Annotated in this window: 23 protein-coding genes; 16 read left to right on the plus strand and 7 right to left on the minus strand. The window is 66.9% G+C overall.

Annotated elements, in window-relative coordinates:
* The first annotated feature begins 54 nt into the window (after positions 1-54).
* The 3 genes from VGK20_11880 to VGK20_11890 all read left to right on the plus strand — a co-directional run bounded on the left by VGK20_11880 (position 55) and on the right by VGK20_11890 (position 5,064).
* A complete protein-coding gene (locus tag VGK20_11880) occupies positions 55-327 on the plus strand; it encodes a TMEM165/GDT1 family protein (GenBank protein HEY2774736.1) in 273 nt (90 codons plus the stop codon).
* Positions 328-474: 147 nt separating this feature from the next.
* Positions 475-2,766, plus strand: coding sequence for a PQQ-dependent dehydrogenase, methanol/ethanol family (locus VGK20_11885; GenBank protein HEY2774737.1), 2,292 nt, complete (start codon positions 475-477; stop codon positions 2,764-2,766).
* A gap of 141 nt (positions 2,767-2,907) precedes the next feature.
* Positions 2,908-5,064 carry a TonB-dependent receptor gene (locus VGK20_11890; protein HEY2774738.1) on the plus strand — a complete coding sequence of 719 codons (2,157 nt, stop codon included), beginning with the start codon at positions 2,908-2,910 and terminating at the stop codon, positions 5,062-5,064.
* Here the strand turns inward: VGK20_11890 and VGK20_11895 are convergent.
* The 3 genes from VGK20_11895 to VGK20_11905 form a co-directional block, all read right to left on the minus strand.
* Complete coding sequence (locus VGK20_11895; GenBank protein HEY2774739.1) at positions 5,019-6,176, minus strand: ATP-binding protein; 1,158 nt, start codon at positions 6,174-6,176, stop codon at positions 5,019-5,021. The two genes, VGK20_11890 and VGK20_11895, sit on opposite strands and share 46 nt — an antisense overlap.
* Positions 6,177-6,634: 458 nt before the next feature.
* Positions 6,635-6,955 (minus strand): hypothetical protein, encoded by a 321-nt coding sequence (locus VGK20_11900; protein ID HEY2774740.1) that lies wholly within the window; start codon positions 6,953-6,955, stop codon positions 6,635-6,637.
* A gap of 152 nt (positions 6,956-7,107) precedes the next feature.
* Positions 7,108-8,136 (minus strand): DUF2804 domain-containing protein, encoded by a 1,029-nt coding sequence (locus tag VGK20_11905; protein HEY2774741.1) that lies wholly within the window; start codon positions 8,134-8,136, stop codon positions 7,108-7,110.
* 191 nt (positions 8,137-8,327) lie between these two features.
* Between VGK20_11905 and VGK20_11910 the strand changes: the two genes are divergently transcribed.
* Positions 8,328-8,666, plus strand: a complete 339-nt coding sequence (locus VGK20_11910; protein HEY2774742.1) for a hypothetical protein — start codon at positions 8,328-8,330, stop codon at positions 8,664-8,666.
* Between the two features lie 101 nt (positions 8,667-8,767).
* Here VGK20_11910 and VGK20_11915 read toward each other — a convergent pair whose 3' ends face one another.
* Positions 8,768-9,571, minus strand: a complete 804-nt coding sequence (locus tag VGK20_11915; GenBank protein ID HEY2774743.1) for a hypothetical protein — start codon at positions 9,569-9,571, stop codon at positions 8,768-8,770.
* 224 nt (positions 9,572-9,795) lie between these two features.
* Between VGK20_11915 and rarD the strand changes: the two genes are divergently transcribed.
* Entirely contained in the window at positions 9,796-10,704 is a 909-nt protein-coding gene (gene rarD / locus VGK20_11920) for an EamA family transporter RarD (GenBank protein ID HEY2774744.1), read from the plus strand.
* Positions 10,705-11,458: 754 nt separating this feature from the next.
* Positions 11,459-12,190 (plus strand): outer membrane beta-barrel protein, encoded by a 732-nt coding sequence (locus tag VGK20_11925; GenBank protein HEY2774745.1) that lies wholly within the window; start codon positions 11,459-11,461, stop codon positions 12,188-12,190.
* Between the two features lie 90 nt (positions 12,191-12,280).
* On the opposite strand, the gene VGK20_11930 is transcribed toward VGK20_11925, so the two are convergent.
* Positions 12,281-13,045 (minus strand): uracil-DNA glycosylase family protein, encoded by a 765-nt coding sequence (locus VGK20_11930; protein ID HEY2774746.1) that lies wholly within the window; start codon positions 13,043-13,045, stop codon positions 12,281-12,283.
* Between the two features lie 140 nt (positions 13,046-13,185).
* Here VGK20_11930 and VGK20_11935 point away from each other — a divergent pair, with 140 nt between their 5' ends.
* From VGK20_11935 to VGK20_11955, 5 genes are all read left to right on the plus strand, one after another.
* Positions 13,186-14,403: an acyl-CoA dehydrogenase family protein gene (locus VGK20_11935; protein ID HEY2774747.1), complete on the plus strand. Its 1,218-nt coding sequence runs from the start codon at positions 13,186-13,188 to the stop codon at positions 14,401-14,403.
* A 48-nt stretch (positions 14,404-14,451) separates the two neighbouring features.
* On the plus strand, positions 14,452-15,537 hold the full coding sequence (locus VGK20_11940; protein HEY2774748.1) for an acyl-CoA dehydrogenase family protein: 1,086 nt from the start codon (positions 14,452-14,454) through the stop codon (positions 15,535-15,537).
* Between the two features lie 22 nt (positions 15,538-15,559).
* A complete protein-coding gene (locus tag VGK20_11945) occupies positions 15,560-17,668 on the plus strand; it encodes a hypothetical protein (GenBank protein ID HEY2774749.1) in 2,109 nt (702 codons plus the stop codon).
* Positions 17,665-18,777: an S-(hydroxymethyl)glutathione dehydrogenase/class III alcohol dehydrogenase gene (locus tag VGK20_11950; GenBank protein HEY2774750.1), complete on the plus strand. Its 1,113-nt coding sequence runs from the start codon at positions 17,665-17,667 to the stop codon at positions 18,775-18,777. Before VGK20_11945 ends, VGK20_11950 begins: the two co-directional genes overlap by 4 nt.
* Positions 18,778-18,905: 128 nt before the next feature.
* Positions 18,906-22,079 carry a hypothetical protein gene (locus tag VGK20_11955; GenBank protein HEY2774751.1) on the plus strand — a complete coding sequence of 1,058 codons (3,174 nt, stop codon included), beginning with the start codon at positions 18,906-18,908 and terminating at the stop codon, positions 22,077-22,079.
* Positions 22,080-22,227: 148 nt separating this feature from the next.
* Here VGK20_11955 and VGK20_11960 read toward each other — a convergent pair whose 3' ends face one another.
* Positions 22,228-22,767 (minus strand): TetR/AcrR family transcriptional regulator, encoded by a 540-nt coding sequence (locus tag VGK20_11960; protein HEY2774752.1) that lies wholly within the window; start codon positions 22,765-22,767, stop codon positions 22,228-22,230.
* 195 nt (positions 22,768-22,962) lie between these two features.
* Between VGK20_11960 and VGK20_11965 the strand changes: the two genes are divergently transcribed.
* From VGK20_11965 to VGK20_11980, 4 genes are read left to right on the plus strand one after another with little or no spacing between them, the layout of a single operon-like run.
* Positions 22,963-23,136 carry a hypothetical protein gene (locus VGK20_11965; protein ID HEY2774753.1) on the plus strand — a complete coding sequence of 58 codons (174 nt, stop codon included), beginning with the start codon at positions 22,963-22,965 and terminating at the stop codon, positions 23,134-23,136.
* A gap of 4 nt (positions 23,137-23,140) precedes the next feature.
* Positions 23,141-23,959, plus strand: coding sequence for a CDP-alcohol phosphatidyltransferase family protein (locus VGK20_11970; protein ID HEY2774754.1), 819 nt, complete (start codon positions 23,141-23,143; stop codon positions 23,957-23,959).
* Between the two features lie 10 nt (positions 23,960-23,969).
* Positions 23,970-24,212 (plus strand): hypothetical protein, encoded by a 243-nt coding sequence (locus tag VGK20_11975; protein HEY2774755.1) that lies wholly within the window; start codon positions 23,970-23,972, stop codon positions 24,210-24,212.
* Positions 24,209-24,646: a type II toxin-antitoxin system VapC family toxin gene (locus VGK20_11980; GenBank protein HEY2774756.1), complete on the plus strand. Its 438-nt coding sequence runs from the start codon at positions 24,209-24,211 to the stop codon at positions 24,644-24,646. The genes VGK20_11975 and VGK20_11980 overlap by 4 nt, the downstream gene beginning before the upstream one ends.
* An 11-nt stretch (positions 24,647-24,657) precedes the next feature.
* Here the strand turns inward: VGK20_11980 and VGK20_11985 are convergent, their stop codons facing one another.
* Entirely contained in the window at positions 24,658-26,238 is a 1,581-nt protein-coding gene (locus VGK20_11985; GenBank protein HEY2774757.1) for a DegQ family serine endoprotease, read from the minus strand.
* Positions 26,239-26,552: 314 nt separating this feature from the next.
* Between VGK20_11985 and VGK20_11990 the strand changes: the two genes are divergently transcribed.
* Positions 26,553-26,732 carry a hypothetical protein gene (locus VGK20_11990; protein ID HEY2774758.1) on the plus strand — a complete coding sequence of 60 codons (180 nt, stop codon included), beginning with the start codon at positions 26,553-26,555 and terminating at the stop codon, positions 26,730-26,732.
* Positions 26,733-26,897 lie beyond the last annotated feature (165 nt).

The following is a 26,897-nucleotide window of genomic DNA, read 5'->3' on the forward strand; positions in this document are numbered from 1 at the left end:
CACACAAGAGCCTCGTTGCGGCCGACCGGCCGGGACGCTCGCCACGGAGAAGCGATGGACACGAAGCTCTTCACGACCGTATTCTCGACCGTCTTTCTCGCCGAGCTCGGCGACAAGACCCAGGTCGCGACGCTGCTCTACTCGTCGCGAAGCCCCGATGCCCGCTGGACCGTTTTCGCGGGGGCATCGCTGGCCCTCGTGCTGGCCTGCGCCATCGGCGTCCTCGCGGGCGAGGTCGTCGCCCAAATGATCGATCCGAAAACGGTGACTCGCGTTGCCGGAGTCGCCTTCGTCGCCATCGGAATCTGGACTTTCGTCAAGGCCTGAGGACGTTCGCTGCCGCCTTGCCGACCCGCGGGCGTCTTCGTAGTATCCGCCGACCGGCAGGCGACTGCCGATCGGCAAACGGTGCGCGGCCTGCGGGCACGGTACCAGCGGCACGGCACCAGGCAGGCCACTACTCAGGAGGACTCGATGCATCTATCTCGAATTGCGCGCGCGCTGGTGCGAATCGCGCCGGCACTTGCCGGCGCTGCCGTCGTGGTCACGTGCGCCGCTGCGTTCGCCCAGGAAATTCCCGGTGCGGCGTCGCGGCCGGATGCCTCGGCCCCCGTCGCCGCTCCTGCCGTTGCGCCCGCGACCGCGCCCGTCGCATCGGCGCACACCTCATTGCCAGCCACTTCGTCCCCGCCGCCGCCTTCGACGACTCCGCCGCCCGGGGCAACTCCGGCTGCAACGGCCCTGGCAGCCTCGGGCGCACCGGATCCCACCGGCGCCCCGTCCCAGGGCGCGCTCGCGGCCTTCGCCAGGACCGAGACCATCGATGATGCGGCGCTGGCTTCGGCCGACTCGGCCACCTCGGACTGGATCACGCACGGGCGCACGTACTCGGAGCAGCGCTACAGCCCGCTGGACGAGATCAACGACAACAATGTGACCAAGATCAAGCCGGTCTGGACCTTCTTCACCGGCCTTACGCGCGGCCACGAATCGACGCCGATCGCGGTCGACGGCGTGCTCTTCTTCACCGGTTCCTGGTCGGTCGTGTTCGCCGTGGACGCGCGCAACGGCTCGCTCATCTGGCGCTACGATCCGAAAGTTCCCGGCGATACCGCGCCCAAGACCTGCTGCGACGTCGTCAACCGCGGCGTAGCGGTCTACGGAGGCAAGATTTTCTCGGCAACTCTCGACGGGCGCCTGATCGCGCTCGATGCGAAGACCGGAAAGCTTCTGTGGGAGAAGATCACCGTCGACCAGTCGCGGCCTTACACGATCACCGGCGCGCCGCGCGTCGTCAAAGGCAAGGTGCTGATCGGCAACGGCGGCGCCGAGTTCGGCGTGCGCGGGTACATCTCTGCGTACGATCCCAACAACGGCAACATGGTCTGGCGCACGTTCACGGTGCCCGGCAATCCCGCCGACGGCTTCGAGAACAAGGACATGGAGAAGGCCGCCGCGACGTGGAAAGGCGGGCCCTGGTGGGAGATCGGCGGAGGCGGAACCGCGTGGGATTCGATGGCCTTCGATCCCGAGCTGAACCTGCTCTACGTCGGCACCGGCAACGGCTCGCCGTGGGTGCGCTGGATCCGCAGCCCCGGGGGCGGCGACAACCTGTATCTTTCGTCGATCCTCGCGCTCAATCCCGAAACCGGCGCGATCGTCTGGTACTACCAGACCACGCCCGGCGACAGCTGGGATTTCACTGCGACCCAGCCTCTGATCCTCGCGGACCTGAAGATCGACGGCCAGCTTCGCAAGGTCATCATGCAGGCGCCGAAGAACGGATTCTTCTATGTGCTCGACCGCACGAGCGGCAAGCTGCTGTCGGCCGACAAGTACGTCGAGGCGACGTGGGCCGAGAAGGTCGACCTCGCAACGGGCAAGCCGGTGGAAGTTGCGGGGCAGGATTTCAAGGACAACGCCGCGTTCGTCAAGCCGACGCCGTTCGGCGGACACAACTGGCAGCCGATGTCGTTCAGCCCGAAGACGGGTCTCGTCTACGTGCCAACCCAGGAGATCCTCGGGCTTTACCGTCGCAACCGCGATTTCCAGGATCGCCCCGGCAACTGGAATACCGGCACCGACTTCAACGCGTTTTCGTTGCTCAGCCCCGAGCTGACCTCCGGCGCTCTCATTGCGTGGGATCCCGTGCGTCGCAAGGAAGCGTGGCGCCACCCGTACGCGATGGCATGGAACGGCGGGACGCTGGCCACGGGCGGCAACCTCGTGTTCCAGGGCTCGGCCGACGGTCGCTTCCTCGCATTCAACGCGTCGACGGGCCGCGAGCTGTGGGAATCGCGAGTCGGCACCGGCGTCGGCGCCGGGCCGATCACGTACAAGGTGGAAGGAAAGCAGTACGTGACGATCGTCGCCGGCTGGGGCGGTGCCTTCGCGCTCGGAGGAGGGCCGGCGGCTGCCCAGGGCAACAGCGACTCGCGCGGCCGCGTCGTCACCTACGCAATCCCGACCGATGCACCTCCGGCGATGACCGACGTGATCGCGCTGCTCGACAAGAAGGGCGATCTCGAGGACGGCGGCCGCCTCTACCACAAGAACTGCGCGGAATGCCACGGCGGAGGTGGAGTCTCCGGCACGAAGGCGATTCCCGATCTTCGCTACACCCAGCTCCCCTACGAGTCGTTCGACGCGGTGGTGCGACAGGGGCTCAAGGTATCCAACGGGATGCCGAACCTCGCGCGCTGGGTCAGTGCGTCCGATACGGCGCTCATCAAGAAGTGGCTCGAGGCCCAGCGCGACAAGCACTAGGTTCCGTGCGGGGGCGGGTCTGCGTCGGGCAACGCAGCGAAAGGAGCAAGCGACGTGCGTCAGGGCAGGCCGGACCTCATGAGCTCGCGTCACGTGCGCAACGTAATGCGAGCGGTCGCGCTCTCTGCTCTGGCGACTTGCATGCTCGATGTCGCCCGCGCCCGAGCCGACGACGTCGCGGCGCCCGCCTCGACGAACGCCGACTCGGCTGTCGCCGATTCGGCCACCGCCGGCTCGGAGACGGCATCGACGCCCACTCTCGAGCCGATCAGTATCAGCGCGACGCGTTCGCCTGCTCCACTCGCCGACCCGAGCGCCTACGTCAGCGACGTGGGCAGCGCCGAAGTGAAGAGTTCGGCGGCGCGCACCGTCGACGACCTGCTCAGGCGCATCCCGGGATTCAGCCTGTTTCGCCGGCTCGGGAGCGGCGCCGCGCACCCGACGACCCAGGGCGTGTCGCTGCGAGGAATCGGGCCGAGCGGCACCAGTCGAGCGCTCGTGATGGTCGACGGCGTGCCGCTGAACGACCCGTTCGGCGGGTGGATCCCGTGGGATTCGATCCCGAGCGAAACGATCGACCGGATCGAGGTATTGCGCGGCTCGGGTGCGAGCCTGTGGGGCAACTACGCAATGGGCGGCGTGATCAACGTCGTCACGCGGCCGGTCAATGAAGACGGCGGGGATTTCGTCGCCGAAGGAGGCGAGCGCGGCAGCGGCCGAACCGAAGGATGGGCCTCGCGCCGATTCGGCAACACGTCGGCGCTCATCGACGCACGCTGGATGCGAAGCGGCGATTATCCGCTGATCCGGGCCGACGATCGCGGTCCGATCGACGTTCCCGGCGGCAGCGAGAACGAAACCGGCGCGATCCACCTCCAGGAGCAGGTCTCGCCGACGACGCGGCTTCGATTCGCGGCGCGCGGCTACCACGACGCGCGCGACAACGGCACTCCGTACACGCACAACGAGACCAAGGCCGGCTACTTCCGCAGCGGAATGGACGTCGATGCCGGGCATCTCGGCAGCGTCTCGGCCGATGTCTTCAGCACGGTGCAGGATTTCACGAGCACGTTCTCTTCGGTATCTCCCGATCGCACGAACGAGACTCCGGCCGCGGACCAGTTCGACGTTCCGGCCACCAGCGCCGGCGGCTCGCTGGTGTGGTCGCGCCAGGCGTACCAGATTCATCACCTCGTCGCGGGGCTCGACACGCTGTGGGTCGACGGCAAGAACGAGGAGCTCGGGCGCAACATCGCCGGCTCCTACACGCGCCAGCGAAACGGCGGCGCCACCCAGGCGATGGGCGGCATCTTCGTTTCGGACATCGCCGCGCTGACGCCGAAGCTGAGCCTCACCTCGGCGCTGCGCCTCGACTACTGGACGAGCTACGACGGGTTTCGCCGCGACATCGACCTTTCCGGCGCGACGCCGCCGGTCGACCGCAATCTCTCGACGCGCGACGAGACACTGCTCGACCCGCGCCTCGGCCTGGCCTACGCCGCTACCGACGCGCTGACTCTGCGCTCGGCGGTCTATCGCGGCTTTCGCGCGCCGACGATCAACGAGCAGGTGCGACCGTTTCGCGTCCGCAACGACATCACCGAAGCCAACGACGCGCTGGCGGCCGAGAAGCTCATCGGCGTCGAAGGCGGCTTCGACTGGAAGTCCGGGCCCTGGAGCCTGTCGTCGACGGTGTACTTCAACGAGATCAAGGACCCGGTGTTCAACGTGACGGTGGGCGAGGGCGGCGCCAGCGGCGGCGTCGTCGATCCGTGCGGTTTCGTTCCCGCCGGCGGCACCTGTTTCCAGCGCCGCAACATCGGCAGCACGCAGATCCTCGGCATCGAGTCGGAGCTCGGGATGGATCTCGGGCGCGGGTTCCTCGTTCGCCTGGCATACCTCTGGAGCGACGGCCAGGTTCACGCCGCCAAGGACGATCCTTCGCTGGTCGGCAACCAGCTTCCGCAGGTCCCGCGCAACCAGGGAACCATCGGCTTCGACTACGACGCCGGAGAGAACTGGAGGGCGTCGTTGCAGATGCGCGTGGTCGGCGAGCAGTACGAGGATGACCAGAACACGCGCAAGCTCGACGCGTTCGTCTCGATCGACGCGTTCGTCGCGCGCAAGATCGGCTGGGGCTTCGAAGCTTTCGTCGCTGCCGAAAACCTGTTCGACAAGACGATCGAGAACGGGATCAGCGCCGACGGCATCGTGTCGATCGCCGCGCCGCGCATCGTCAGCGCCGGCGTACGCTACGGTTTCGGGACCGGCACGGGTGCGGCAGGCAGCGTGAAGTAGAACGTCGCGCCGTTTCCCGGAACTCCTTCGGCCCACACCTTGCCGCCGTGGCGCGCGACGATGCGCTGCACCTCCGCCAGGCCGACACCGGCTCCGGCAAGCTCGCTCGTTTCCCGAGACGTCTCGAAGGGCAGGAAGAGCTGCTCGGCCAGCGCCGGCTCGAACCCGGCGCCGTTGTCCCTCACGAAAAACGTGCTTCCCGCAGCGTTGCAGTCGCAGCCGAATTCGACGCGAGGATGGTCGGCGCAGCGCGAGAACCGGAATGCATTGTCGAACAGGCGCCGCAGCAGGCGCCCGGTGAGGTTTGCGTCGGCATCGACCACCAGCCCCGGCTGCACTTCGACTTCGACCTCGTGCGCGTGCGATTCGGCGCGCACCACTGCGGCAGCGTCGAGCGCGGCTGCGCTCAGGTCGAGGTTCTCGCGGTGCAGCGGCCGGCTGGAGATGCGCGCCAGCGCGAGCGTGTTGTCGATCAGCGCGGAAAGCCGATGGCTCTGATCGCGGATCGTGTGGAGATAGCGAAGCGCGACGTCGTCGAGCCCCGCGGCGCAGTCCTCGAGGACGATGTCGGAATATCCCTCGATGATCCTGAGCGGGATGCGGAACTGCTGGGAGACACTGCGGCACAGCGACTCGAACTCTTCGCGCAGCGCGGCTCCTTCGGGTCCCGACTCCTCGCGCGAGAGGCGATCCACGTTGAACATTCCGAGCAGCGGCTCGAACGAATCGGCCGCGCGCGCCTGCGCAACTTCGCGGCCGAGCGCGAGCACCGCGCCCGGCTTCCCGCCGGCCGTTCGCAGCACCGCGCCGGTGATGTCGAGATCCAGTGTCTTGCCGTCGTGGCGCACCAGTGAGCGCTCCTCGTGGAAGTTGTCGAGGTCGCGGTCGAGGATTGCTTCGGCAAGATCGCTCAGTGCACTGCGCTGCTCGGGCAGGAAGAACTCGGCGATGCGCTGGCGTCGCAGCGCGTCCGGGGAGGTTGCCAGCAGGTGGCAGGCCGACGGATTGGCGTGAAGGAATCGACCGTCGAGGCCGACGATGACGACAGCCAGCGGGAAACAGTCGAAAGCGTTGGCGAGAAGATCCCGGAAATCGTTGTCGGGAGTGGCCATGCAATCAGCCGCCGTCGCCGGCGGCCCCCCGTACCTCCCCGTCCGTGAGCCAGTCAGATTTCGAGCGGGCGCCGGGGAACCGTGGATGTTGTCCGAACGATTCCCGCGGCGCCCGCGTCGGTCCCGCACTTGGTACTGAGTCCAAGCAGCCTGCCCTGGGCGACCGGCTCGCCCGTCGTCCCCATCATCCCAGCCGGCCCTTCTCCCCAAGGAAGGTTGCCGCCATCACAGCAATCGGGGTGCCACTCGAAGCGGCGAGGCAAGCCCCCGGATATTCACGCAATTCTATGAGGGGTGGGGAATCCCTGCCGCACCCCGGCACTTCCGCATGCGGGATCCGATCCACCGACTGCGGCAATCTCCCCGCATACATGGATGTAATGGGGTCAGGCACCAGAGGAATGGGGTCAGGCACCAGCGGCAGGCACCAGCGAGAACCACCACCAGCGCGAGCTGATTCAGCGCGGCCGCACCGGCTGAACGCCGATGTTGGTCCCTCGCATCGAGCCGAGGCCGCCGGGGCCGGGCTGGCCGATACTGCCGGCGCCGTAGGAGCCGAGGCCCGTGCCCTGCATCGACCCGAGGCCGCCGACGCCGTTGTCGTTCAGGCCCGGACGCCCGAATCTACGATCCAGGTTCGTATCGGCCTGGATCGAGCTGTCGTTCAGCCCCGAATCCATGCCGTGAAGGCCGGGCTGCAGACCCGAGTTCTGCGCCAGCGCCGCCGACGCAACGAGAAGTGAAGACGCAACCATCATTGCCAGCGCAATCTTACGCATCCCAGCCGTCCTCCTTCCAATGCAGACGAGTGTGACCCAGGCTGGATTCGCTTGCACGTTTTTTCGCGTGCCCCCTTTGAGGGGCGTCCCCGGGCGCATCCACCCGGAAGTCCCCACTCCGAGGACACCACTGCGAGGTCACCACTCCGAAGTCACCACTTCGCGTAATGCTTCTCCGCATACCCGAGAAGCCCGACGACGCGCACCGGTTCTCCGGTCCCGGTCACCAGCGTGCCGTGGTAGCGCCCGAAGAGCTGGTGGAAATTGCTCGCGACGACGAAGGCCTGGATCTTTTCGACGTGGGAGCCTTCGGGGTTGAACACGAGATCGAGGCGACCTTCGCTGTCCCGAAGCTGCCAGCTCTGCATCAGGTCGTGGCGGTCGAACTGGAACGAAACGTGGCCGAGGCGGTGCAGCACACCGTCGATCCAGAAACAGTTCTCGCCAAACCCCGTCTCGTTGACGCCACTCGACACGTTGAGCCCGACAATGCGCTCATCCTCGAGGCGGCCGGCCAGGCAGCCCCAGTTCCAGAACGTCTCGCGCCTCATGTAGCCGGCGCTCCAGTCGTTGTGGCCGAGCATTCCCGCTTCGGCCAGGTCAATGGTGCGCCCGTCCCACCGGATCGTGCCGCTGACGCGGGAGCCGGCCGTCTTGCGCGCGAATACGAAGCCGGTGGCGCCGGCCGGCGTGCAGATGCGCATCGGCTGCACGAGCGGCTCCTGCTCGTCGAATACCGCGTCGATCTCGACGCCGCCTGCCAGTCGCACCCACAGCTGGCGCTGCTGCGGATCGCGAGTGGCGGTCATCGCGAAGCGGGACTCGCCGCTGCGAAAAGTCGCGCTGCCGTCTTCGGGCCTCTGGTCGAAATGAGTGCCGAATGCCAGCGGCGTGCGCAGGCTGTACTCCGCGTAGCGCCGCGTCATCGGCTCATAGAAATAGACGAACACCTGTCCGACGTAGCGCACGTCCACCAGCGCGCAACCGAACACCAGCGACTCGCACATGCCGCCGAGAAACTGGAACTGCTTGAATCCGAAGTGCCGCGCCAGCAGCGTGCGCCGGTGATCCATCGGCGAGCGAAGGTCGTAGTCGCGGAAGTTCACCTCGGAGACGGCGTCGGTGAAGATACCGAAGCGCGGCTGGCCGTCGCGCTGGATCAGTCTTCCGCCGCTCTTCACCGGTTCCTCCTTTCGCATGCTCCGATCGTCATCGCACGGCATCCGCGATCGCCCACGATTGCGGCGGAGCGCGCGAGATGCCACCGTCACCACGGTCGCCGGACCATTATCCGAAAGATGCCGGGCGTACCCAAACACCGCGCCGGTGCGGAAGAGACAAACCGGCGACCGAAGTGACGGAGATCATCGCAATGCCGAAGAATGCGCTTACGGTCTCGCTTCTTGCGATCCTGCTGGTCGGCGCGGCCGGTGCCCGCGGCGCCGTGGCGGTCGAAGAACAGGCCACTGCCCAGGACGTCGAGCAGGCGCGCCGCTGCGCCTCCGAGACGCGCGCCGCGAGCCACGCCTTCGACGACGTGCGCGACAGCGTCCGCGCCGGCGACAATACGCGTGCGAAGAGCCAGCTCGACCAGGCCGAGGATTTCCTCGGCAGCGCGCGCTCGGCCTGCCGCTACGACGCAGACGTCATGGCCCAGCTCGAGCTGCTGTCGGGAGAAGCCAGCGGGCTTCGCCGCGCGCTGTCGCGCTAGCGCCGCGCACTGGCGAGAGAAGGCCGCGTCCCGGCGCGTCAGCGCCGCGCAATCTCGCAAAGGCCGCGCGCAATCTCGCGGGAACCCGCTGCCCCCCGGGACTACGGCTTCTCGAACACGAGCAGCAAACGGTCCATCGATCGCCGCGCCGCTTCGGCGCCGCACGCCGAAGCCGACGAGGCGTCGCCCTTGTCGCGCAGCTCGCTGCCCGAAGAGACGAAGCGAAAGCCGGCCGACTCGAGCTCCTTTCGCACCAGCGCCTCCGGCACGCGGCACAGTGCCGCGGCCGACGCGGGGTCGGCATCGTCGCCTGCGCGTGCATCGACGATCACTAGGCGACCGCCCGGCTTGAGCGTCGCGAACAGATCGTGGTTCATCGCGCTGCGGTCGATGCCGCGGCGCACGGCGTCCGCGTACGCGTAACGGCTGAAGATCAGGTCGAGGTCGAGCACATAGCCGGGGAACGGCGACGAAAGCGGCTGATCGAGTCGCGCGATGTTCGCGGCCGAAGGATCCTCGAGCCTTTTGGTCCACGCCGCGCCGGTCGCGGCATCGATCGAAGCCGGATCGTTGTTCGCCCACACGCGGCCGTACTGGTAGACCGCCGCGACCAGGAGCTGGACAAGGTAGCCGTCGCCGGCGAGCACGTCGCCGACGCGCGTGTCGCGCCGGATTCCCGATGCCCTCAGGATCGCGTCGGCTTTCTCGACGCCGTCGCGGGCATGGTCGGCTGCCGGACGGAATTCGGCGTCGAACGCTGCCGCGACGTTGTCCTTCGGCAGCGCGGTCAGCTTCTTGATCGTTGCCGCCTGGTTCGGTGTGAGGAAGTCGTCGTCCGCCAGGCCGGCGCCTGCGGTAAGGACGGCCACTACAATCAGAATCGGGAACGCTGCGAGCCGGAACATCCGATGTCTATACCGACGCCCGTCGTTCGACGCGAGGCTCGGACGTCTGCGCAAGCCCCGCGCCACTGCCGCACGGTGGCGGGGGGTGCGTCCGAAAGCCCCGCGCCGTCACCGCACGACGGAGGATGCGTCCGAAGGGTACCTTGCATCATCCGCAGATGCGCAAGCACCGCTGCTGCGATAGAAGCCGCGCGGGTTCCGGCCTGGCGCCGGCGCCTTGCCACATGAACCACGAGGAGCGCGGATTCTGGTACGGTCTCGGCGCCTACACTGCGTGGGGCCTGCTGCCGCTGTACTGGAAACTGCTGGCAGGCGTGCCGGTGCTGCAGGTCATTCCGCATCGCATCGTCTGGTCCACTGCGCTGCTGGTCGTCTACATCGGTTCGCGTGGACAACTGTCGGCGCTTCGAGAAGCGCTGTCGAGGCCGGGGGTGCTTGCCACGTACGCCATGGCGGCTGCGCTGATCGCGATCAACTGGACCGTGTTCATCTGGGCAGTCAGTGCGGGCTACGTCGTCGACGTCAGCCTCGGGTACTTCGTCAATCCGCTGCTGAGCATGCTGATCGGCGTCATCGTTCTCGGCGAAACGCTGAGGCCGTGGCAGTGGATGGCCGTCGCGCTGGCCGCGGCGGGCGTGCTCCAGCTCACGATCGCGCTCGGCTCTTTCCCGTCGGTATCGTTGGTGCTGGCCGCGAGCTTCGCGCTTTACGGCTTCGTCAAGAAGCGCGCTCCGCTCGGCGCGGTGCACGGGCTCGCGGTCGAAACCGGACTGCTCGCGGTTCCGGCCTTGTTCGTGCTCGCATGGAGCGAAGTGCACGGCGACGCCGCGTTCCTGCACGACCTCGATGCAGGTGGCCATCTGTCGCTGCTGCTCGTTGGAGCCGGTGCGGTGACGACGGCGCCGCTGCTGATGTTCGCGTCGGCGGCGCGCAGCATCCCACTGGTGTGGATCGGCATCCTGCAGTACGTCGCGCCGACGTTGCAGCTGCTGATCGGTGTGTTCGTCTTCGGCGAGCCATTCTCGCACGAGCGCCTGGCGGGTTTCGCGCTGGTGTGGGCGGCGCTGGTAGTGTTCGCGGTCGAGGCCGTGATTGCGCACCGGTCAGCGTCCGTCGTCCCTCCGCCGGAATGAACCCCGGGCTGACTCCCGCTCCAGAATCCGAGCCCTGCTGGGCTCGCAACCAACGCCCCGCCGCTCGAGCGCATGCCGACGCCATCCAGTGGGCACGGATGCACCTCCTCCTCGGCCTGCCTCGTGACCTTCTCGTTCCGGCCGACCAGACTGGCGGGCAGGTCGGCTCTGCACAGGCCCCGCCGGCCGCCAGGTGAGACAGATCTCTCGGCCATCCGCACACGTCACCTCCGCCCGCTCCCGTGGTCGTGAAGCGGAACGGAAGCTCGACCATTAGCACTCGGAAACAATGGTGAATGTGCGGGGCGGGCGAGGGCTTACCCCCGTCCGCAAGATGCCCGGGTCCGGTGCCGCACGTGCCGTCTCGGCCCCGGCGCCCCGTGTGGCCGGGGTCCCAGCGGCGCGGCGCCTGTGATGCGGTTCTCGTCGGGAATCGGCACCGGAATGCTGTGAAACAGCCTGTTTTTTCGCCGTCCGCGCCGATTCCCTGAGAGAGCAAACAGTTTTTCGGCCGTCTCGATCGGGCCGGGGCCGTATTGCGGATTACGAAAAGTTCACGACCGGCACCCCCTGTTCGGCGTTTTTATGCATCGTCGGTGCGTGACTCGCAGCCGTACTAAGGTAAACTCTCCGACTTGTAAGGCGATGGGTTCCAGGGCGCAGCCCTGCGCAGGGTGAGCCCTGTCGGTCCAGTGCCCACCGGCACCCACGTCCGCCGGGCGTTGAAGAGACAAGCTCAAAGGAGAGAGTTCCAATGAAGATGAAGTCAATGAGTTCGTGGTTCTGCGCCGTCGCGATCTTCGGTACCGCATCGGTCGCCATGGCCGGCGCATACGGAGAAGCCGAGCAGGCCGAGGAACAGCCGCGCCCGGCGCCGGCAGTGGCCGAAGTCGCCCAGTCGCAGGAGTTCGCGCCGTTCGCCTACCTCGCAGTGGGTGGACTCTACGGACAGGAGTTCTTCTTCGGCGACGCGCGTCAGATCAACCAGACGTACGGATGGGGCGTCAACGGCCGCGTCGGCTATCGGTTCATGCCGATGCTGGCAGCGGAGCTGCTGTTCGAAGACACGATCGAGTACGACGCGGATGCGGGCAGGGTCGATCCCTCGATCTCTCACCCGGGTCTGCGCACGGCCAACATCGACCGTTCGACGTGGCTTCTGGAGCCGAACCTCAAGTTCTTCCCGATCCAGGGTTTCTGTGAGCCGTTCCTTTCGCTCGGCGGCGGTCTGTTCCACGCCAACAACGGCCACAACAACCAGGTGGAGTTCAATCCGGCTGGTCACCAGAATCCGACGAACCTCCAGAACGGCGGTGTGAACGACGGCTACGGCTTCGCGTTCCGCTTCGGTCTCGGTGCGGATTTCTACGCGACCGAGCACATCTTCATCGAGCCGGAAGTCGCCTACAACCTGCCGGTGACGTCGAACACCGACAATTACCGCAACCTGTCGGTCTCGCTCGGCATCGGCTACGCGTTCAACTGAACGCGGCGCTGACGTCGGAAAGACCGGACAGATACGCAAATTGCAGGGCCGGTCCGTGGCAACACGGATCGGCCCTGTTTTTTTGTGCCGTCAGCGCGCGCCGCGGGCTTTCCCAGGCATGGCGGCGGGCGCAAGCACGATGCCGAGCGCCTCGAGACTGCGTTCGGCAGCTTCGGCCCAGCCTCGGTTGGCGGCCGGACTGGCGGGGCTTGGATGCGGCAGACTGCCGGTCGCAATACCGCGACTCTTCGCAAGCGGTGCGACGCGTGCGGCGGCAAAGCCGCCGATGCCGATGAGCCAGCTCGGCTCGAGCGCGTCGACATACTCGGCCAGCGCCGCGTCGCACGCCTCGAACAGCGGTGCGCGCTCGGCGGCCGCGAGCTTGTCGGGAGTGAGGTTGCGTCCGCTTTCTTCGACGAAGGCGAGCGGACAGTAGTTGAGCACCACGAAGCGTTCGAAGAACCGCTCGGGCGCGCCGAAACGGTCGCGCGCCCATCCCCACAGACGCTGGCCGCTGACCTCGCTGCGAGTGCAAGCGAATCCGTCGACCGGACGCTTCGGATGAACCCTCGGCGGCTTTTCGATCACGACGTCGATGCCCATCCAGTCGCGCACCATGCCGACATGCCCGAACGGCACGCCGGTCTGCACCATGCCGAAAGGTCCCGGGTTCATGCCGACCATCACGACGGGCTTGGGTCCGCTGCCGTAGCGCTCGATGTAGGCGGCGAATCCCGCGCGCGCATAAATGAGCGGATTGTAGACGCAGGCCACGGCTTGCCCGCGGCGCATCGCATCGCAGCGCCGCGCCAGGGCATCGGCTGCCGCCAGGATCCTTGCTTGCGCACTCGTCACTGCGGCTGCATCCGCCGCGCAGTATGCAGCGCGCCGGCAGCCGGCACCATGAGTGGCGTGTTCCCGCAGCGACGAGCGCGGCACGTCCGCCGGGCCGGCCGGCACTTGCCGCGAGGCTTTCCCTCGGATAGCAGCGCCGCATGGACCTGAGCTACAACGCCGAATACCAGGCGTTTCGCACCGAGGTACGAGCGTTCCTCGACGGCCACTGGAGCGACGGCGACCGCGCCGCGCACGGCGGCAGCGAAGTGCTGATCGGGCGCATCACCCGGCCCGAGCCGCGCGTCACCGAGTTCCGCATGCGCGCGATCGAAGCGGGCTATCTCTATCGCAACATTCCTCGCCAGTGGGGAGGAGGAGAGCAGCCGTTCGATCCGCTGCGCTCGGCGATCATCCGCGAAGAGTTCAAGCGCGCCCGCGCACCGCGCGAAATGGTGGGCCAGGGGCCGTCGATGCTCGTGTTCACGCTGCTCGAGCACGGCACCGAAGAACAGAAGAAACGTTTCATCCGAAGCACGCTGCTCGGCGAGGTGCTGTGGTGCCAGGGCTACTCCGAGCCCGGTGCCGGCAGCGACCTGGCGTCGCTTCGCACCCGCGCCGAGCTCGACGGCGACCAGTGGGTCATCAACGGCCAGAAGATCTGGACTTCCAATGCGCAGGAAGCCGACTGGATGTTCGCGCTGGTGCGCAGCGAGCCCGATGCGCCCAAGCACGACGGCATCAGCTACCTGTTGATCGACATGAAGACGCCGGGCATCACCGTCCGGCCGCTGCGGCAGATGACGGGCGAGTCCGATTTCAACGAAGTGTTCTTCGACAACGCGCGCGTGCCGCGCAGCGCGATCGTCGGCGACAGGGGCAAGGGCTGGATCGTCAGCCGCTCGACGCTCAAGTACGAAAGGGCGCTCATCGGTGACACCGACATCAACCGGCGAACGCTCGACGGGCTCGTCATGCTCGCGCGCGCGATCGACCGGCGCGGTCGCCCGGCCATCGAGGATCCGGTGCTTCGCGGGCGCCTCGTCGAGGTCGAGACCAAGCTGATTGCGGCCGAGCTGCACTCGATGAGGCTGTTGACGATGCAGTCGCGCGGCGAGGAACCCGGATTGCCCGGCATGGTCCCGAAGCTCTACACGACGCAGCTTTCCTACGAGATGGCGCGCCTTGCGATGGACATTTCCGGCGACGGCGCGGCGCTGGCGCCCGGAGAACCGGAAGCGCCGGCGATGGGCATGTTCGTGCACGCCTATCTCTGGTCCCTCGGCATCCTGATCGCCGGCGGCACCGCCAACATCCAGCGCAACATCATCGCCGAGCGCGGCCTCGGCCTTCCGCGCGACGCTTCGCAGAAACGCTGAAGGCTCCGCGCGGCGGCAAGCGGCAGCGCACGCAGGGAAAAACACGTCATGGATTTCGGCCTTTCCGCGGAACAGAAAGCCCTTGCGGCAACGGTGCGACGCTATCTCGCCGAGCGCTGCCCGATCGCCCGCGTGCGCACGATCATGGACAGTGAAAGCGGCCACGACGCGGGCCTTTGGCAGGGTCTCATGGACCTCGGCATCGGTGCGCTGCCCGTTGCCGAAGCCGACGGAGGCATGGGCGCCGAGTTCCTGGACCTCGCGCTGGTTGCCGAGGAGCTGGGTTACGCGTGCACGCCCGGACCTTTCCTCGGCTCTCTCGTCGCGACGATCGCGATTGCCGGGGCCGACGACAGTGATCTTCGCGCGCGCTGGCTGCCCAGGCTCGCCTCCGGTGAAACCATCGCGACTTTTGCCGTCGGTGAAAGCGGCGGCCGCTGGGACGCCGGGGAGATTGCCGCGAGAGTCGACGGAAACACGGTTACCGGCGCCAAGAGCCTGGTACCGTACGGCAGCCTCGCCGATCTTCACGTGGTTGCGGCAGTCGGGAGCGACGGGCCCGGTCTCTGGCTCGTCGCCCGCGACTCCGCGTCAGTTTCGACGAACGAGCTTTCGGGCAACGACCGCACGCGGCGCCTGTCTTCGGTCGAGTACCGCGGCAGCGAGGCCGTGATGCTCGGCGGCGCGGACGCGCTGGCAAGGCTGCGCGACGCTGCGCTGGTCCTTGTCGCCGCCGATGCCTACGGCGGCGCGAGGCGTTGCCTCGAGATGGCGCGCGAATACGTGCTCGTGCGCGAGCAGTTCGGCCAGCCGGTGGGAGCGTTCCAGGCCGTCAAGCACCAGCTGGCCAACCTGGCCGTCGAGATCGAGCCTTCCCTGTCGCTGTGGTGGTACGCAGCGCACGCCTTCGATCGAATCCGCGACCAGGCGCCGCGGCACGCCGCGCTCGCCAAGGCTTTCTCGTGCGATCTTTTCGACCGCGCCTCGCGCGACGCAACCGAGCTGCACGGCGGCATCGGTTTTACGTGGGAGTTCGATCTTCACCTCTGGTTCCGGCGCTCGATCTTCGATCGCGCGTTCTTCGGCGACTCGCACTATCACCGCGCGCGCGCCGCCTCGCTCGCCGGCTGGTGACGCAAGGGGGCGCGCGCAACCCTTGTCCGACATCGCGGATACGACAGACGCTCCGGAGCCGGCAGACCGCCGCCGCCGCCGCGGACGTCTGCTGCCTGCGATCCTGCTCGTTGCAGCGACGGCGAGCGCTCTGTGGCTCGTCTGGCCTGCATTCTCGCCGGGCCACATCGTCAATCTGGACGCACCGAGACACCTGCTGCGCACCATCGTCATGGCGCGCCAATTCCTGCCGTCGGGGCATCTCGACGGTTGGTCGCCGTACTGGTTCCTCGGTGCCCAGCTCTTCCTGTTCCAGTCTTACGGCTACTTCCTGCTGATCGCTGCGACTTCGCTGCTCGCGGCGCACTACGCGAGCATCGAAGCCGTATTCAAGGTGTTCTACGTGCTGCCGCTCGTCGTGCTGCCGGCGGCCACTGCGCTGCTCGCGTGGCGACTCGGCGCCGGCAGGCGAGGTGCGGCGTTCGCTGCGGCCGCGAGCCTCGTATTCTCGTCTCCGCTTGGCTACGGCACCCAGGGAATGTTCGGCATGGGCCTGCTGCTCCAGGGCGTGGGGCTGGTGGGCTTCGCGGTGGCGTGGCCGGAAATGCTCGACGTCCTCGTGGATCCCGGGCGCGCTCCGTGGCGCGCCTGCCTCGCGCTGGCTGCGCTGCTGCTCTGTCACTTCATTTCCGGAGCTTACGCGCTCGCCGTTTCCGGATTCGTTGCCGCCGGCGTCGCACTGCGCACGCGCAGCGCGATGCCCCTGGCACGATACGCGCTCGTTGCCGCCGTCGTGCTGCTGCTGGCTGCGCATGCGCTCGTTCCGAGCGTGGAGCTGCACGACCTGGCCGGCGGGACGGTCGGGTGGGGCGACGACCGTGACCGGTACCTGCGTTTCGTGTTGGGGACTTTGTTCGGCGCTCCGTGGCTCGCGCACGCGGCGCTGGTGGCCGCGCTGTGGGCGATGTGGCGCGGCAGCCGCACGATGGCGATCGCTGCTGTCGTATTCGTGGCAACGGGCCTCATCGGCGGATCGAACGGGCAACCGTGGGAGCCGCACGAGCTGGCCAAGCTCCTCGAAGTGATGGTGCGTCCGCGGGCTCTTCCGTACGCGGCGTTGCTGCAGGCCGTTTTCGTCGGCGTCGCGGCCGACGGCGTGCTTGCCGCGGCGGATCGGGCGGCGTCGAGATTCGGATGGCGATCGATTGCGATCGTGGCCAACGCCGTCGTGCTCGCCGCATTCGTCGTGGTCGCTGCGCCCGAGATCCAGTACCAGCGTCACTGGGTCAAGACCATGTCGATGCTGAAGCCGCGCGACCACAAGGTCTACGACAAGCTCGTGCACTGGCTTCGCGCCCACGCGAGGCCGCCGCAGATCGTCGCGATCCCACGCACCGTCCTGCCTCAATCGGCGCTCGGTGCGCGCAGCATCATCAGCCTGCTCAACGTCGACACCGGCCTGTACACGCTGCACGGAGACCAGTCCGAGCTGTCGCGCACGGCGCACCACGCCGGGCGCATCAACTTCGAACGCTTCGACGACAATCTCCCGCGCAGCGCCGCGACGCTGAGGACGTCCGGCGTCTCGTTGCTCATCGTCAGCCGTCCCGGGCTGCGCCGGCACCTGGATGCGAGCGCCGAATTCGAGCGGGTGTTCGAGTACGACCAGAACCCGGCGCACCTGGCGGCAAGCGCGGAGGGCCGTGAACCGAAAATCGCGCGGCGCACGGCGCCGTCGCTCGGTATCGCCGTTTACCGGCTTCAAGGCGGAGGCCAGTGGCTTCACGGAGGCGGCATCGACGTGCACGCGATGCGGGCCGAAACGCCCGAGCACATCGAGTGGGACGTCGCCGTCAAGGGGCACCCCTTGCGAGTGGCCACTGTCGCGATCAACTGGCACCCGTACTGGACGGTGAGAATCGACGGTGCTCCGGTTGCGGCGTCCTGCACCCCCTCGCGGCGCATCTCCTTCGAGGTTCCCGCAGGCGCGACGCGCATCGCGCTGGAGTTCGAACGGCCCGCGCGCGAAAAGTCCGCCAACGCGGTGTCGGCGCTCACCCTGGTCGTCGTCGTCGCGGCATGGTGGCGTACGCGGCGCCGGAGGACGAGATTGCCGGCGCAGACAGAAAAGGAAGGAAGAGGGCAGGTATGAACGTACGCGCTGCAGTGGCGCAGGGGCCGGGCCGGCCCCTGACGATCGAAACCGTCCAGCTCGAAGGGCCCCGCGCCGGCGAAGTCCTCGTCGAGATCCGCGCCAGTGGCGTCTGTCACACCGACGCGTACACGCTGTCGGGCAAGGACCCCGAAGGCCTGTTCCCTGCGATCCTGGGCCATGAAGGCGCCGGCGTCGTCGTCGAGGTTGGCCCCGGTGTCACGAGCCTCGCCGCGGGCGACCACGTGATTCCGTTGTACGTTCCCGAATGCCGCCAGTGCGATTACTGCACGAGCGGAAAAACCAACCTCTGCCAGGCCATTCGCGAGACCCAGGGTCGCGGGCTGATGCCCGACGGCACGAGCCGCTTCTCCATCGACGGCAAGCCGCTGCTCCACTACATGGGTACCTCGACGTTCTCGAGCCATACCGTGGTGCCGGAGATCGCTCTTGCGAAGATCCGCAAGGACGCACCGTTCGACAAGGTCTGCTACATCGGCTGCGGCGTCACGACCGGCATCGGCGCCGTGATCAACACCGCCAAAGTGCGGCCGGGCGACAGCGTCGTCGTGTTCGGGCTCGGTGGCATCGGCCTCAACGTCGTCCAGGGTGCACGCCTGGCCGGCGCCGCATTGATCGTCGGCGTCGACGTCAATCCGTCACGCCGCGCGCTGGCGGAAAGCTTCGGCATCACCCATTTCGTCAACCCGAACGAAGTCGGAGGCGATCTCGTCGCCTACCTCGTCAGCCTCACCGGCGGCGGAGCCGACTTCAGCTTCGAGTGCATCGGCAACGTCTCGGTGATGCGCCAGGCCCTCGAGTGCTGCCACAAGGGCTGGGGCACCAGTGTGATCATCGGCGTGGCCGGCGCCGGCGAAGAGATCTCGACCAGGCCCTTCCAGCTGGTGACCGGACGGGTGTGGAAAGGGACGGCGTTCGGCGGAGCCAGGGGGCGTACCGACGTTCCACGCATCGTCGACTGGTACATGGACGGCCGCATCCGGATCGACGATCTGATCACCCACACGATGCCGCTGGCGGAAATCAACACGGCCTTCGATTTGATGCACCGCGGCGAATCGATCCGGGCTGTCGTGACTTTCCCCTGAGCCCTCGCTTCTTGCGCGTTCGGTCAGGGAGCGCACTTCCTTTTTCTTCTTGAAACAAGCGCGCCTCCGAAGGCATATTGACCGCGGATTTCTGCACTGTGTGTGCAGAATTGGAGGAGACCCAAAACATGAACAAATTCAGGCTCTTTGCGGGCGGCGCCTTTTTCGCTGCCGCGCTGCTGGTCCGCGCGGCGCCGGCTTCTGCGTTCGTCACCTTCGAGTCGGGACAGGTTCGTCCGCTGGCGATGTCGCCCGACGGGCAACGCTTGTTCGTCTGCAATACGCCCGACAACCGCCTGGAGATCTTCGACATCACGGGACAGGGACTGACCCACGTGACGTCGGTGCCGGTCGGCCTGGAGCCCGTCGCAGTCGCGGCGCGCACCAATACCGAGGTGTGGGTGGTCAACCACCTTTCCGACAGCGTCAGCATCATCGACATCAGCAACATCAACGAGCCTCGCGTCACGCGCAGCCTCACCGTCGGCGATGAGCCCCGCGACATCGTGTTCGCCGGCCCGTCTTTCGATCACGCGTACATCACGACCGCACACCGCGGCCAGAACATTCCGTTCGATCCGCAACTGACGACGCCCGGCGTCGGCCGCGCCGACGTCTGGGTCTTCGACGCGAACGACCTGGGCAGCAGTTTCGGCGGCGACGAGAAGGCAGTCATCACGCTGTTCGGCGACACGCCGCGCCCGCTGGCGGTCAGCGCCGACGGCAAGAAGGTTTACGCCGGTGTCTTCCTGTCAGGCAACCAGACGACGACTCTCGGTGAGGGAGTCATCCCGAACGGCGGCCCGGGCATGGGCGGCATGCCCAACCCCGGCACCGACTCCAACGGCGACCCGCGCCCCGAAGTGGGCCTGATCGTGCACTACGACGGCACCAAGTGGACCGATGAGCTCAATCGCGACTGGTCGTCCAGCGTGATGTTCAACCTGCCCGACTTCGACGTCTTCACGATCGACTCCAACCAGAACCCTCCGGTGGCCTCCGGCCAGAAGTTCGCGCACGTGGGCACGACGCTGTTCAACATGGCGATCAACCCCGGCGACGGAAAGCTCTTCGTCAGCAACCTGGAGTCCTTCAACCAGGTGCGCTTCGAGGGGCCGGGGACCTTCTTCCCGTCAACGGTGCGCGGCCACATCGTCGAGAGTCGCATCTCGGTCATCGATCCGGTCGGTGAGACCGTCGTCTCGCGCAACATCAACAAGCACATCGACTACAACGCCGCTTTCCCCGATCCGCCGAACGACGTCAGCGAGAAGAGCCTCGCGTTCCCGATCGGCATCACGTTCAACGCTGCCGGCAGCAAGCTCTACGTCGCGGCGCTCGGCTCGAGCAAGATCGGCGTCTACACGCCGTCGCAGATCGAGGACGACAGCTTCGTCGTCGATACCGCCAACCAGATCGAAGTGACGGGCGGAGGCCCTACCGGCGTCGTGCTCGACGAGGCCAACGGCCGCCTCTACGCGCTGACACGCTTCGACGACTCGGTGTCGGTGATCGACACCGCGATGAACCAGGAAGAAGCACACCTCTCGCTGCACAACCCGGAGCCGGCCAGCGTCGTCGCGGGCCGTCCCTTCCTTTACAACGCGCGCCTGACCAGCTCGCGCGGCGACCAGGCCTGCGCGTCTTGCCACATCTTCGGCGATTTCGACGCGCTGGCGTGGGACCTCGGCAATCCGGACGGCACCGTACTCAACAATCCCCAGCCGTTCGTGATCGGCCCGGTTGGCAATGCGAACTTCCATCCGATGAAGGGCCCCATGACGACGCAGAGCCTGCGCGGCATGGACAACGAAGGCCCGATGCACTGGCGCGGCGACCGCACCGGCGGCAATGACGACCTGGTGGGCGGCAATCCGAACAACGTGCAGCCTGACCACGGCGTCTACAACGAAGACGCGGCCTTCAAGAAGTTCAACGTCGCGTTCTCGGGGCTGGTCGGGCGAACCACCAACCTGACCGATGACCAGATGCAGGCCTTCACGACCTTCATCCTGCAGGTCATGTATCCGCCCAACCCGAACCGCGCCCTGGACAACTCGCTGACGTCGGACCAGGCCACGGGCCAGGGGATCTTCTTCGCGAGGACGATCGACACCTTGGAGCAGTGCAACGGCTGCCACGTCACCGACCGCAACGGCAATGCGAACTTCAACGTTGCGCACCCCGGCTTCTTCGGGACCGACGGCCGCAGCTCGTTCGAGAACGAGACCCAGCACTTCAAGATCCCGCACCTGCGCAATCTGTACCAGAAGGTCGGCATGTTCGGGAATGCCGCCGAGGCATTCATCAACCCCGGAGACAACGGTTTCCAGGGCGACCAGATCCGCGGCTTCGGCTTCCTGCACGACGGCAGCACCGACACGCTGTTCCGCTTCTTCAACGCGACCGTGTTCGACCACGCCACGATGCCGCTGGCGAACGACGGCTTCCACAGCGACACCGAGCGCCGCCAGATGGAGCAGTTCGCACTCGCGTTCGACAGCAACCACCGGCCCATCGTCGGCCAGCAGGCGACGCTGTCGTCGACGAGCGGTGGCGATGCCAGCACGCGCATCAGCCTCATGCTCGCGCGTGCGGACGCAATGACCGGCTCCGAGTGCGACGTCGTGGTCAAGGGCGTCGTCGGCGGCGTAGAGAGAGGCTGGCTCTACGAGGGCGGCGGCAAATACGTCAGCGATCGTGCCGCCGATGGCGAGATCACCGACATGGCGCTGAGGGCGTTTGCGGGCACCGCGGGACAGGAGCTGACGTTCACTGCCGTTCCGGTCGGCGAGGGCGAGCGCATCGGCATCGACCGCGACCTCGACGGATTCGGCGACGCCGACGAGACCGCCAACGGCGGCGATCCCACCAACCCGATCATCCTGCCGTGCATGACCGACGAGCCGAGCTTCGCGTTCCAGAAGGTGGCGCTGCAGGACAGCAAGGGCCGGCTGCAGGTCACGGCGACGGTGACGCTGTCGGGCGCGTACACTGGCAGCCCGATCTACGTCGACGTGAGCGACGGCGGCGGCACGATCTTCGCCGGCGGCCTCGACGGCTCGAGCCTCGTCGCGAGCAGCTCGGGCAAGAGCTGGAAGTACAAGGCTGCCAAGGGCACGACCGGAATCACCAAGGCGATGGTCAAGGCGACCAATGCGCCGAACGTGTACAAGGTCACGATGAAGACCGACCAGGCGTGGACCGCGCCGGCGGCCGACGAGACGACGGCGACGACCAACGTCGTGCTGCACGTCGTCAGCGACTGCTTCTCGGGCAACGCGACTTCCGTCAAGCAGTAGCGCGACAACCGGGCGCCGGGTCTCCGGCGCTGCACGAAAACGAAAGGGCGCGGAAGAAATTCCGCGCCCTTTCGATTTTTCAGGATGGCGACCGCTTCTCGCGCGATGCAATGGCCCGATGCAAGATCAGCGACGGATCAGCGACGGATCAGCGTCGAATCATCTGCCAGGCGCACTCGCCGCCGAACGCGATCGTCGCGTCGTCGAATGCGAAGCGCTCCTGGCACGATTCCTTGAACATGCCGACGAAGGCGCCGAAGACCAGGCCGATCAGGATGCGCGGATCGCCTTCGCGAACTTCTCCTGAGACCTGTCCGCCGCGAACGAACCCCTCGGCGGTAGCGAACACCGAATCGGAGAGCGCGCGGCTGGCTTCATCGAGATATTCTTCGTGGTGCTGCAGCTCGAGGAAACGAAGCGCCGTCGGGTCGGCGGCGGCCATGGCCGCGAGGCTCTGCCAAAGGCGAAGGAAGACGTCTTTCTCGGTCCCGCCTCCGGCCAGTGCGGCCTTCAGGCCGTCGTGCATCGCCGTCTTGCAGCGGCGGAACACGGCGTTGGCCAGCGCCTCCTTGCTTTCGAAGTGCCGGTAGACCGTGCCGGTGCCGACATGGGCGCGGGCGGCGATCTCGGGAACCGGCGCCGCGCCGTAAGTCCTCTCGGCGAAAAGCTCGAGGGCGGCGCGCAGCACGGCCTCGCGCCGGTCCGACGGGGCCAGTTCCGGTTCGGGGTTCAGGATGCCGGCATTCTCCAACCGTCGGGCTGGAATGGCGGAGGGCGAGGGGACGACGCGGAGCATCCGGGCGATTTATGCTGTCCAAGGGACAGGTCAAAATCGAGGCGCCCGCGAAAAGATCGCGGCGGATTCTGTGCTAGAGCTTCAGCGATGGCATCCCGGGCACCGGACGGCCGCGAGGCGCGAGCGGGCGGGGCGACCCTGCTGGAGGCGGCCTGCATCGCGGTGCTTGCGGTGCTGCTCGGCGCCGGTCTTCTCGAGCTCGCCGGATTGCGCAGCGCGCCGGTCGTCCGGCTGAGCGTCGCTCCCGGCGGCGGAGAGTGACGGCGTGCCCGCTCCCATGATCACGATCGCGACTCTGCTGCTGTTGCTGCCGTTTGCGTGGCTGCTGGTGGGTCTTGCCGTGTACCCGCTTCTCGCGTCGGGCGGTCGCATTGCGGCCGACGAAGAGCTTTCGCGCCGCGGCAACTCCGCGGTGCTCGGTGCGACCATCCGTAACGCGTTCGCATGGACGGCGGGGCCCGCCGAGCGTTTCTTCGTGCGCGCCGGGATCTCGGCCAACGCACTGTCGGTCGCGGGCTGCGTGCTGTGCGCCGTCGGTGGCGTCGCCATCGGCGCGGGCGAGCTGTTGTTCGGCGGGTTGCTCGTGCTCGAATCTTCGCTGTTCGATTATCTCGACGGCCGAATCGCGCGCGCACACGGCACTTCGAACCCCGCCGGCGAATTCCTCGACTCGACGCTGGACCGCTACGCGGACGCGTTCTGTTTCGGCGGCGCGGCGTTCCTGCTGCGCGCCAATGCGTGGAACCTGATTGCGGCGCTCGTCGCTCTCGCGGCGACGGCCATCGTGCCGTACGCGCGTGCGAAATCGGCTTCGCTCGGACGCGACCTGAAGACGGGGACCATGCAGAGGGCCGAGCGCGTGGTGCTGCTGAGCGGCGCTGCGATTTTCAGCACGCCGCTGGACTGGCTGTGCCCGGCGTCGATGCAAGACGCGCATCCGACGCTGGCGGCGATGATCTGGTTTCTCGCGATCTCGACGGCGTGGACGGCGATCGGAAGAACCAGGGATGGGTTCGGGGGGCTGAAGGGGTTTCAGGCGCGACCAAAACCGCCCGTCCTTGACGAATCCGATGTGTCACATTAATGTGTCACATATGAAGACCACGACGATCCGGGAACTGAAACACGACACCACGACCGTGCTCTCGTGGGTGGCCGGTGGAGAAAGCGTGGAGGTGTTGCGACGTAATACGCCAGTGGCTCTGCTGTCTCCGCCGAAACGGGCGTCGCGGGTCAAGCGTCCTGATTTTGCCGCCAGGATGAAGGCGATCTACGGAGCGAGGATTCTCGCCACGACCGGCTCGGATCTCGTATCCGAGTCGCGTGGCGATTCGTGATCGCCTATGCCGATACAGGATTCCTGTGCTCGCTGTATGCCCCGGACGGACACAGCGCCCGGGCGGTGGCACGAATGAAAAGGCAGGATCTTCCGCTGCCGTTCACCTGGCTTCACCAACTCGAGTTTCGAAACGCATTGCGCCTGCGCGTCTTTCGGCGGGAGATCACTCCCGCCGAGCGCGACGCCTCGCTCAATGCCATGCTGGCGGACCTGGCGGCAGGAGTTCTCGCGGCAGCTTCTCCGCCTCTGGCCGAATTGATGACCGAGGCAGAGCGACTGAGCGCGCTGCATTCCGAGAAACTCGGTACCCGCAGCCTCGACGTCCTGCACGTCGCGTGCGGGCTGGTGCTGGGGCTCCCGCAGTTCCTCACCTTCGACAAACGGCAAGCGGCGCTGGCCAGAACAGCCGGGTTGCAAATACCCTTTCGCTGAAACGGCCGCCCCTACTTCTTCACCAGCACGAAAATCGTCCCGCTCTCCCTCGCCACCAGCAAGAGCGCGCTCTTGTCGCCGACCTTGCCGGCGAGCTTGTGGAAGTCCTTCGCGTCGGCGACCGGGTTCTGGTCGATCTGGATGATCACGTCGCCCGGCTGCATGCCGGCGCGCGCGGCGGGACTGCGCGGGTTGAGTTGCGTGATCACTGCGCCGGTGTCGATCTTGTCGGGGACCTGGAACTTGCGGCGCGACTCAGCGTTCAGATCCGCGACGCCGATTCCGCCGAGCAAGCCTTCGTCGGACGGCTTGGCCGGCTTGGCTTCGGCTGTCTCCTTGGTTGCCGGCAGCGAGCCGAGAACCACGTCGATGTCCTTCTTCTTCTTGTCGCGCACGATCGTCACGTCGACGCTCTTGCCGGACGGATGCGCCGCGACGATGTTGCGCAACTCGCCGGTGGATTTCACATCGTGGCCGTCGATCGCGAGGATCACGTCGCCGCGCTCGATGCCGGCCTTCTTCGCGGGGCCGTCGGCAGTGACGTCGGCGACGAGCACGCCGTGGGCCTGGTCGATGCCCATCGCGTCGGCAAGGTCGCGGTCGAGGTTCTGGATGGCCACGCCTAGCCAGCCGCGCTCGACCTTTCCGGTCTTGACGAGGCTCGTCATGATGCTGCTGGCCATGTTCGACGGGATCGCGAAGCCGATTCCCTGGTAGCCGCCGGTACGGCTCACGATTGCGGTATTGATGCCGACCAGCTCGCCGTTGATGTTGACGAGCGCGCCGCCGGAATTGCCGGGATTGATGGCCGCGTCGGTCTGGATGAAATCCTCGTAGTCGGCAATGCCGAGGTTGGCGCGGCCGGTGGCCGAAACGATGCCCATCGTCACGGTCTGGCCGACGCCGAACGGGTTTCCGATCGCAAGGACGGTATCGGCCAGGCGAAGCTTGTCGGAATCGCCGATCGGAATGGCCTTCAGGCCGGACGGGCTGCCCTTCAGCCGGATCACGGCGACGTCGCTCTGCGGATCGGCGCCCACCAGCTCGGCGTCGAACTCGCGACCGTCGGCCAGCGTGACCTTGGTCTCATCGGCACCTTCGACCACGTGGTTGTTCGTCAGGATGATGCCGTTCTTGTCGACGATGACGCCGGATCCGAGGCTCTGCTCGCGCCGCTCCTGGGGAATGTTCTGGCCCGGAGGAAGCTGGAAGAACTTGCGGAAGAACGGGTCGTCGAGGAACGGCGAGCCTCCTCCTCCTCCTCCTTCTTCACCACCGCCGTCTCCGCCGGCGCCGGGACCGGCCTCCGGCTTCATCGTGCGGGTCGACGAGATGTTGACGACGCTGGCGGTGACTCTCTCGGCCACGTCGGCCAGGTCGATGGCCGGATAGAACGCATGCGCATCGTTCGGCTGGAGGAGCGCAGCCGCAGCGCGCGGCAAGGATCCGGCAGCGGAATCGCCGGGCACGGCCGGCGGAGAAATCAGGCTGAGCGTCAGCAGCGCGCCGCCGAGGCCGCCGACGGCGGCCGCCACGAGAAAGCCGGCGGATCTGCGACGCGAAGGCAGAGAAGAACGATTCGGAAGGGTCATCAGCGACAAGACTCCTCGGTCGTGGTCACGCATGCGCGTGGGTTTTGCCCCTCTGACGCGGCGTTGCCGCTGCTATTCAGAACGGACCGAGCGCGCAATCGGGGTGCGCAGCAGAGCGCCCCGCGCCCCGGCGCGACTGCCCGCAATGGGGGGACGATCCAGCGGCTGCCGCGCAGTAATACATGTAAGTAGCTGAAATAACAAACGAATCTTGCGGACCGCCGCCGTTGCCCCCCAGCCGGCCGACGAGTAGGATGAAGGCGTTGCGCCATCGGCGCGGGCACAGGCCGGTGGCGCTCTCGAAGGAGGACGGGATGGCGGAAGAAGACGTCAAATTCAGCGGGAGTCCCAACACGATGATTGCGCTGGCACTGGTGGCCTCGGCCCTGTCGCTGGCGCTCAGCGTCTGGAGCCTGTCGAGGGTGGGAGACCTCGAGGCATTCATGGCCGTGCAGGCCATTCGAGCCCAGCAGCACAAGGTCGTAGCGAACTGATCGCTCTCGCGCAGGGGTTCGCGCAACGCGACCCCTGCGCGCCGGCTTCGTTCGTCCTCGATCGTTCCTACTTGGTCTCCTGCTTCAGTCTCCCGCTCCAGTCTCTTGCTCTCGTCGGCACCGTTCGGCGCGCACCAGCGCTTTTGCACTGCTTTTCGATTTCGC

Source organism: Candidatus Binatia bacterium (assembly GCA_036493895.1).
GTDB lineage: Bacteria > Desulfobacterota > Binatia > UBA1149 > CAITLU01 > DATNBU01.

Bases quoted from the DNA above. Each gene is read 5' to 3' on its own strand.
- VGK20_11955 (HEY2774751.1), top strand. From the start codon at position 18,906: ATGAACAAATTCAGGCTCTTTGCGGGCGGCGCCTTTTTCGCTGCCGCG.
- rarD (HEY2774744.1), top strand. From the start codon at position 9,796: ATGAACCACGAGGAGCGCGGATTCTGGTACGGTCTCGGCGCCTACACT.
- VGK20_11940 (HEY2774748.1), top strand. From the start codon at position 14,452: ATGGATTTCGGCCTTTCCGCGGAACAGAAAGCCCTTGCGGCAACGGTG.
- VGK20_11895 (HEY2774739.1), bottom strand. From the start codon at position 6,176: ATGGCCACTCCCGACAACGATTTCCGGGATCTTCTCGCCAACGCTTTC.
- VGK20_11990 (HEY2774758.1), top strand. From the start codon at position 26,553: ATGGCGGAAGAAGACGTCAAATTCAGCGGGAGTCCCAACACGATGATT.
- VGK20_11890 (HEY2774738.1), top strand. From the start codon at position 2,908: ATGCTCGATGTCGCCCGCGCCCGAGCCGACGACGTCGCGGCGCCCGCC.
- VGK20_11880 (HEY2774736.1), top strand. From the start codon at position 55: ATGGACACGAAGCTCTTCACGACCGTATTCTCGACCGTCTTTCTCGCC.
- VGK20_11900 (HEY2774740.1), bottom strand. From the start codon at position 6,955: ATGCGTAAGATTGCGCTGGCAATGATGGTTGCGTCTTCACTTCTCGTT.
- VGK20_11885 (HEY2774737.1), top strand. From the start codon at position 475: ATGCATCTATCTCGAATTGCGCGCGCGCTGGTGCGAATCGCGCCGGCA.
- VGK20_11910 (HEY2774742.1), top strand. From the start codon at position 8,328: ATGCCGAAGAATGCGCTTACGGTCTCGCTTCTTGCGATCCTGCTGGTC.
- VGK20_11965 (HEY2774753.1), top strand. From the start codon at position 22,963: ATGGCATCCCGGGCACCGGACGGCCGCGAGGCGCGAGCGGGCGGGGCG.
- VGK20_11915 (HEY2774743.1), bottom strand. From the start codon at position 9,571: ATGTTCCGGCTCGCAGCGTTCCCGATTCTGATTGTAGTGGCCGTCCTT.
- VGK20_11950 (HEY2774750.1), top strand. From the start codon at position 17,665: ATGAACGTACGCGCTGCAGTGGCGCAGGGGCCGGGCCGGCCCCTGACG.
- VGK20_11985 (HEY2774757.1), bottom strand. From the start codon at position 26,238: ATGACCCTTCCGAATCGTTCTTCTCTGCCTTCGCGTCGCAGATCCGCC.
- VGK20_11975 (HEY2774755.1), top strand. From the start codon at position 23,970: ATGAAGACCACGACGATCCGGGAACTGAAACACGACACCACGACCGTG.
- VGK20_11935 (HEY2774747.1), top strand. From the start codon at position 13,186: ATGGACCTGAGCTACAACGCCGAATACCAGGCGTTTCGCACCGAGGTA.
- VGK20_11925 (HEY2774745.1), top strand. From the start codon at position 11,459: ATGAAGATGAAGTCAATGAGTTCGTGGTTCTGCGCCGTCGCGATCTTC.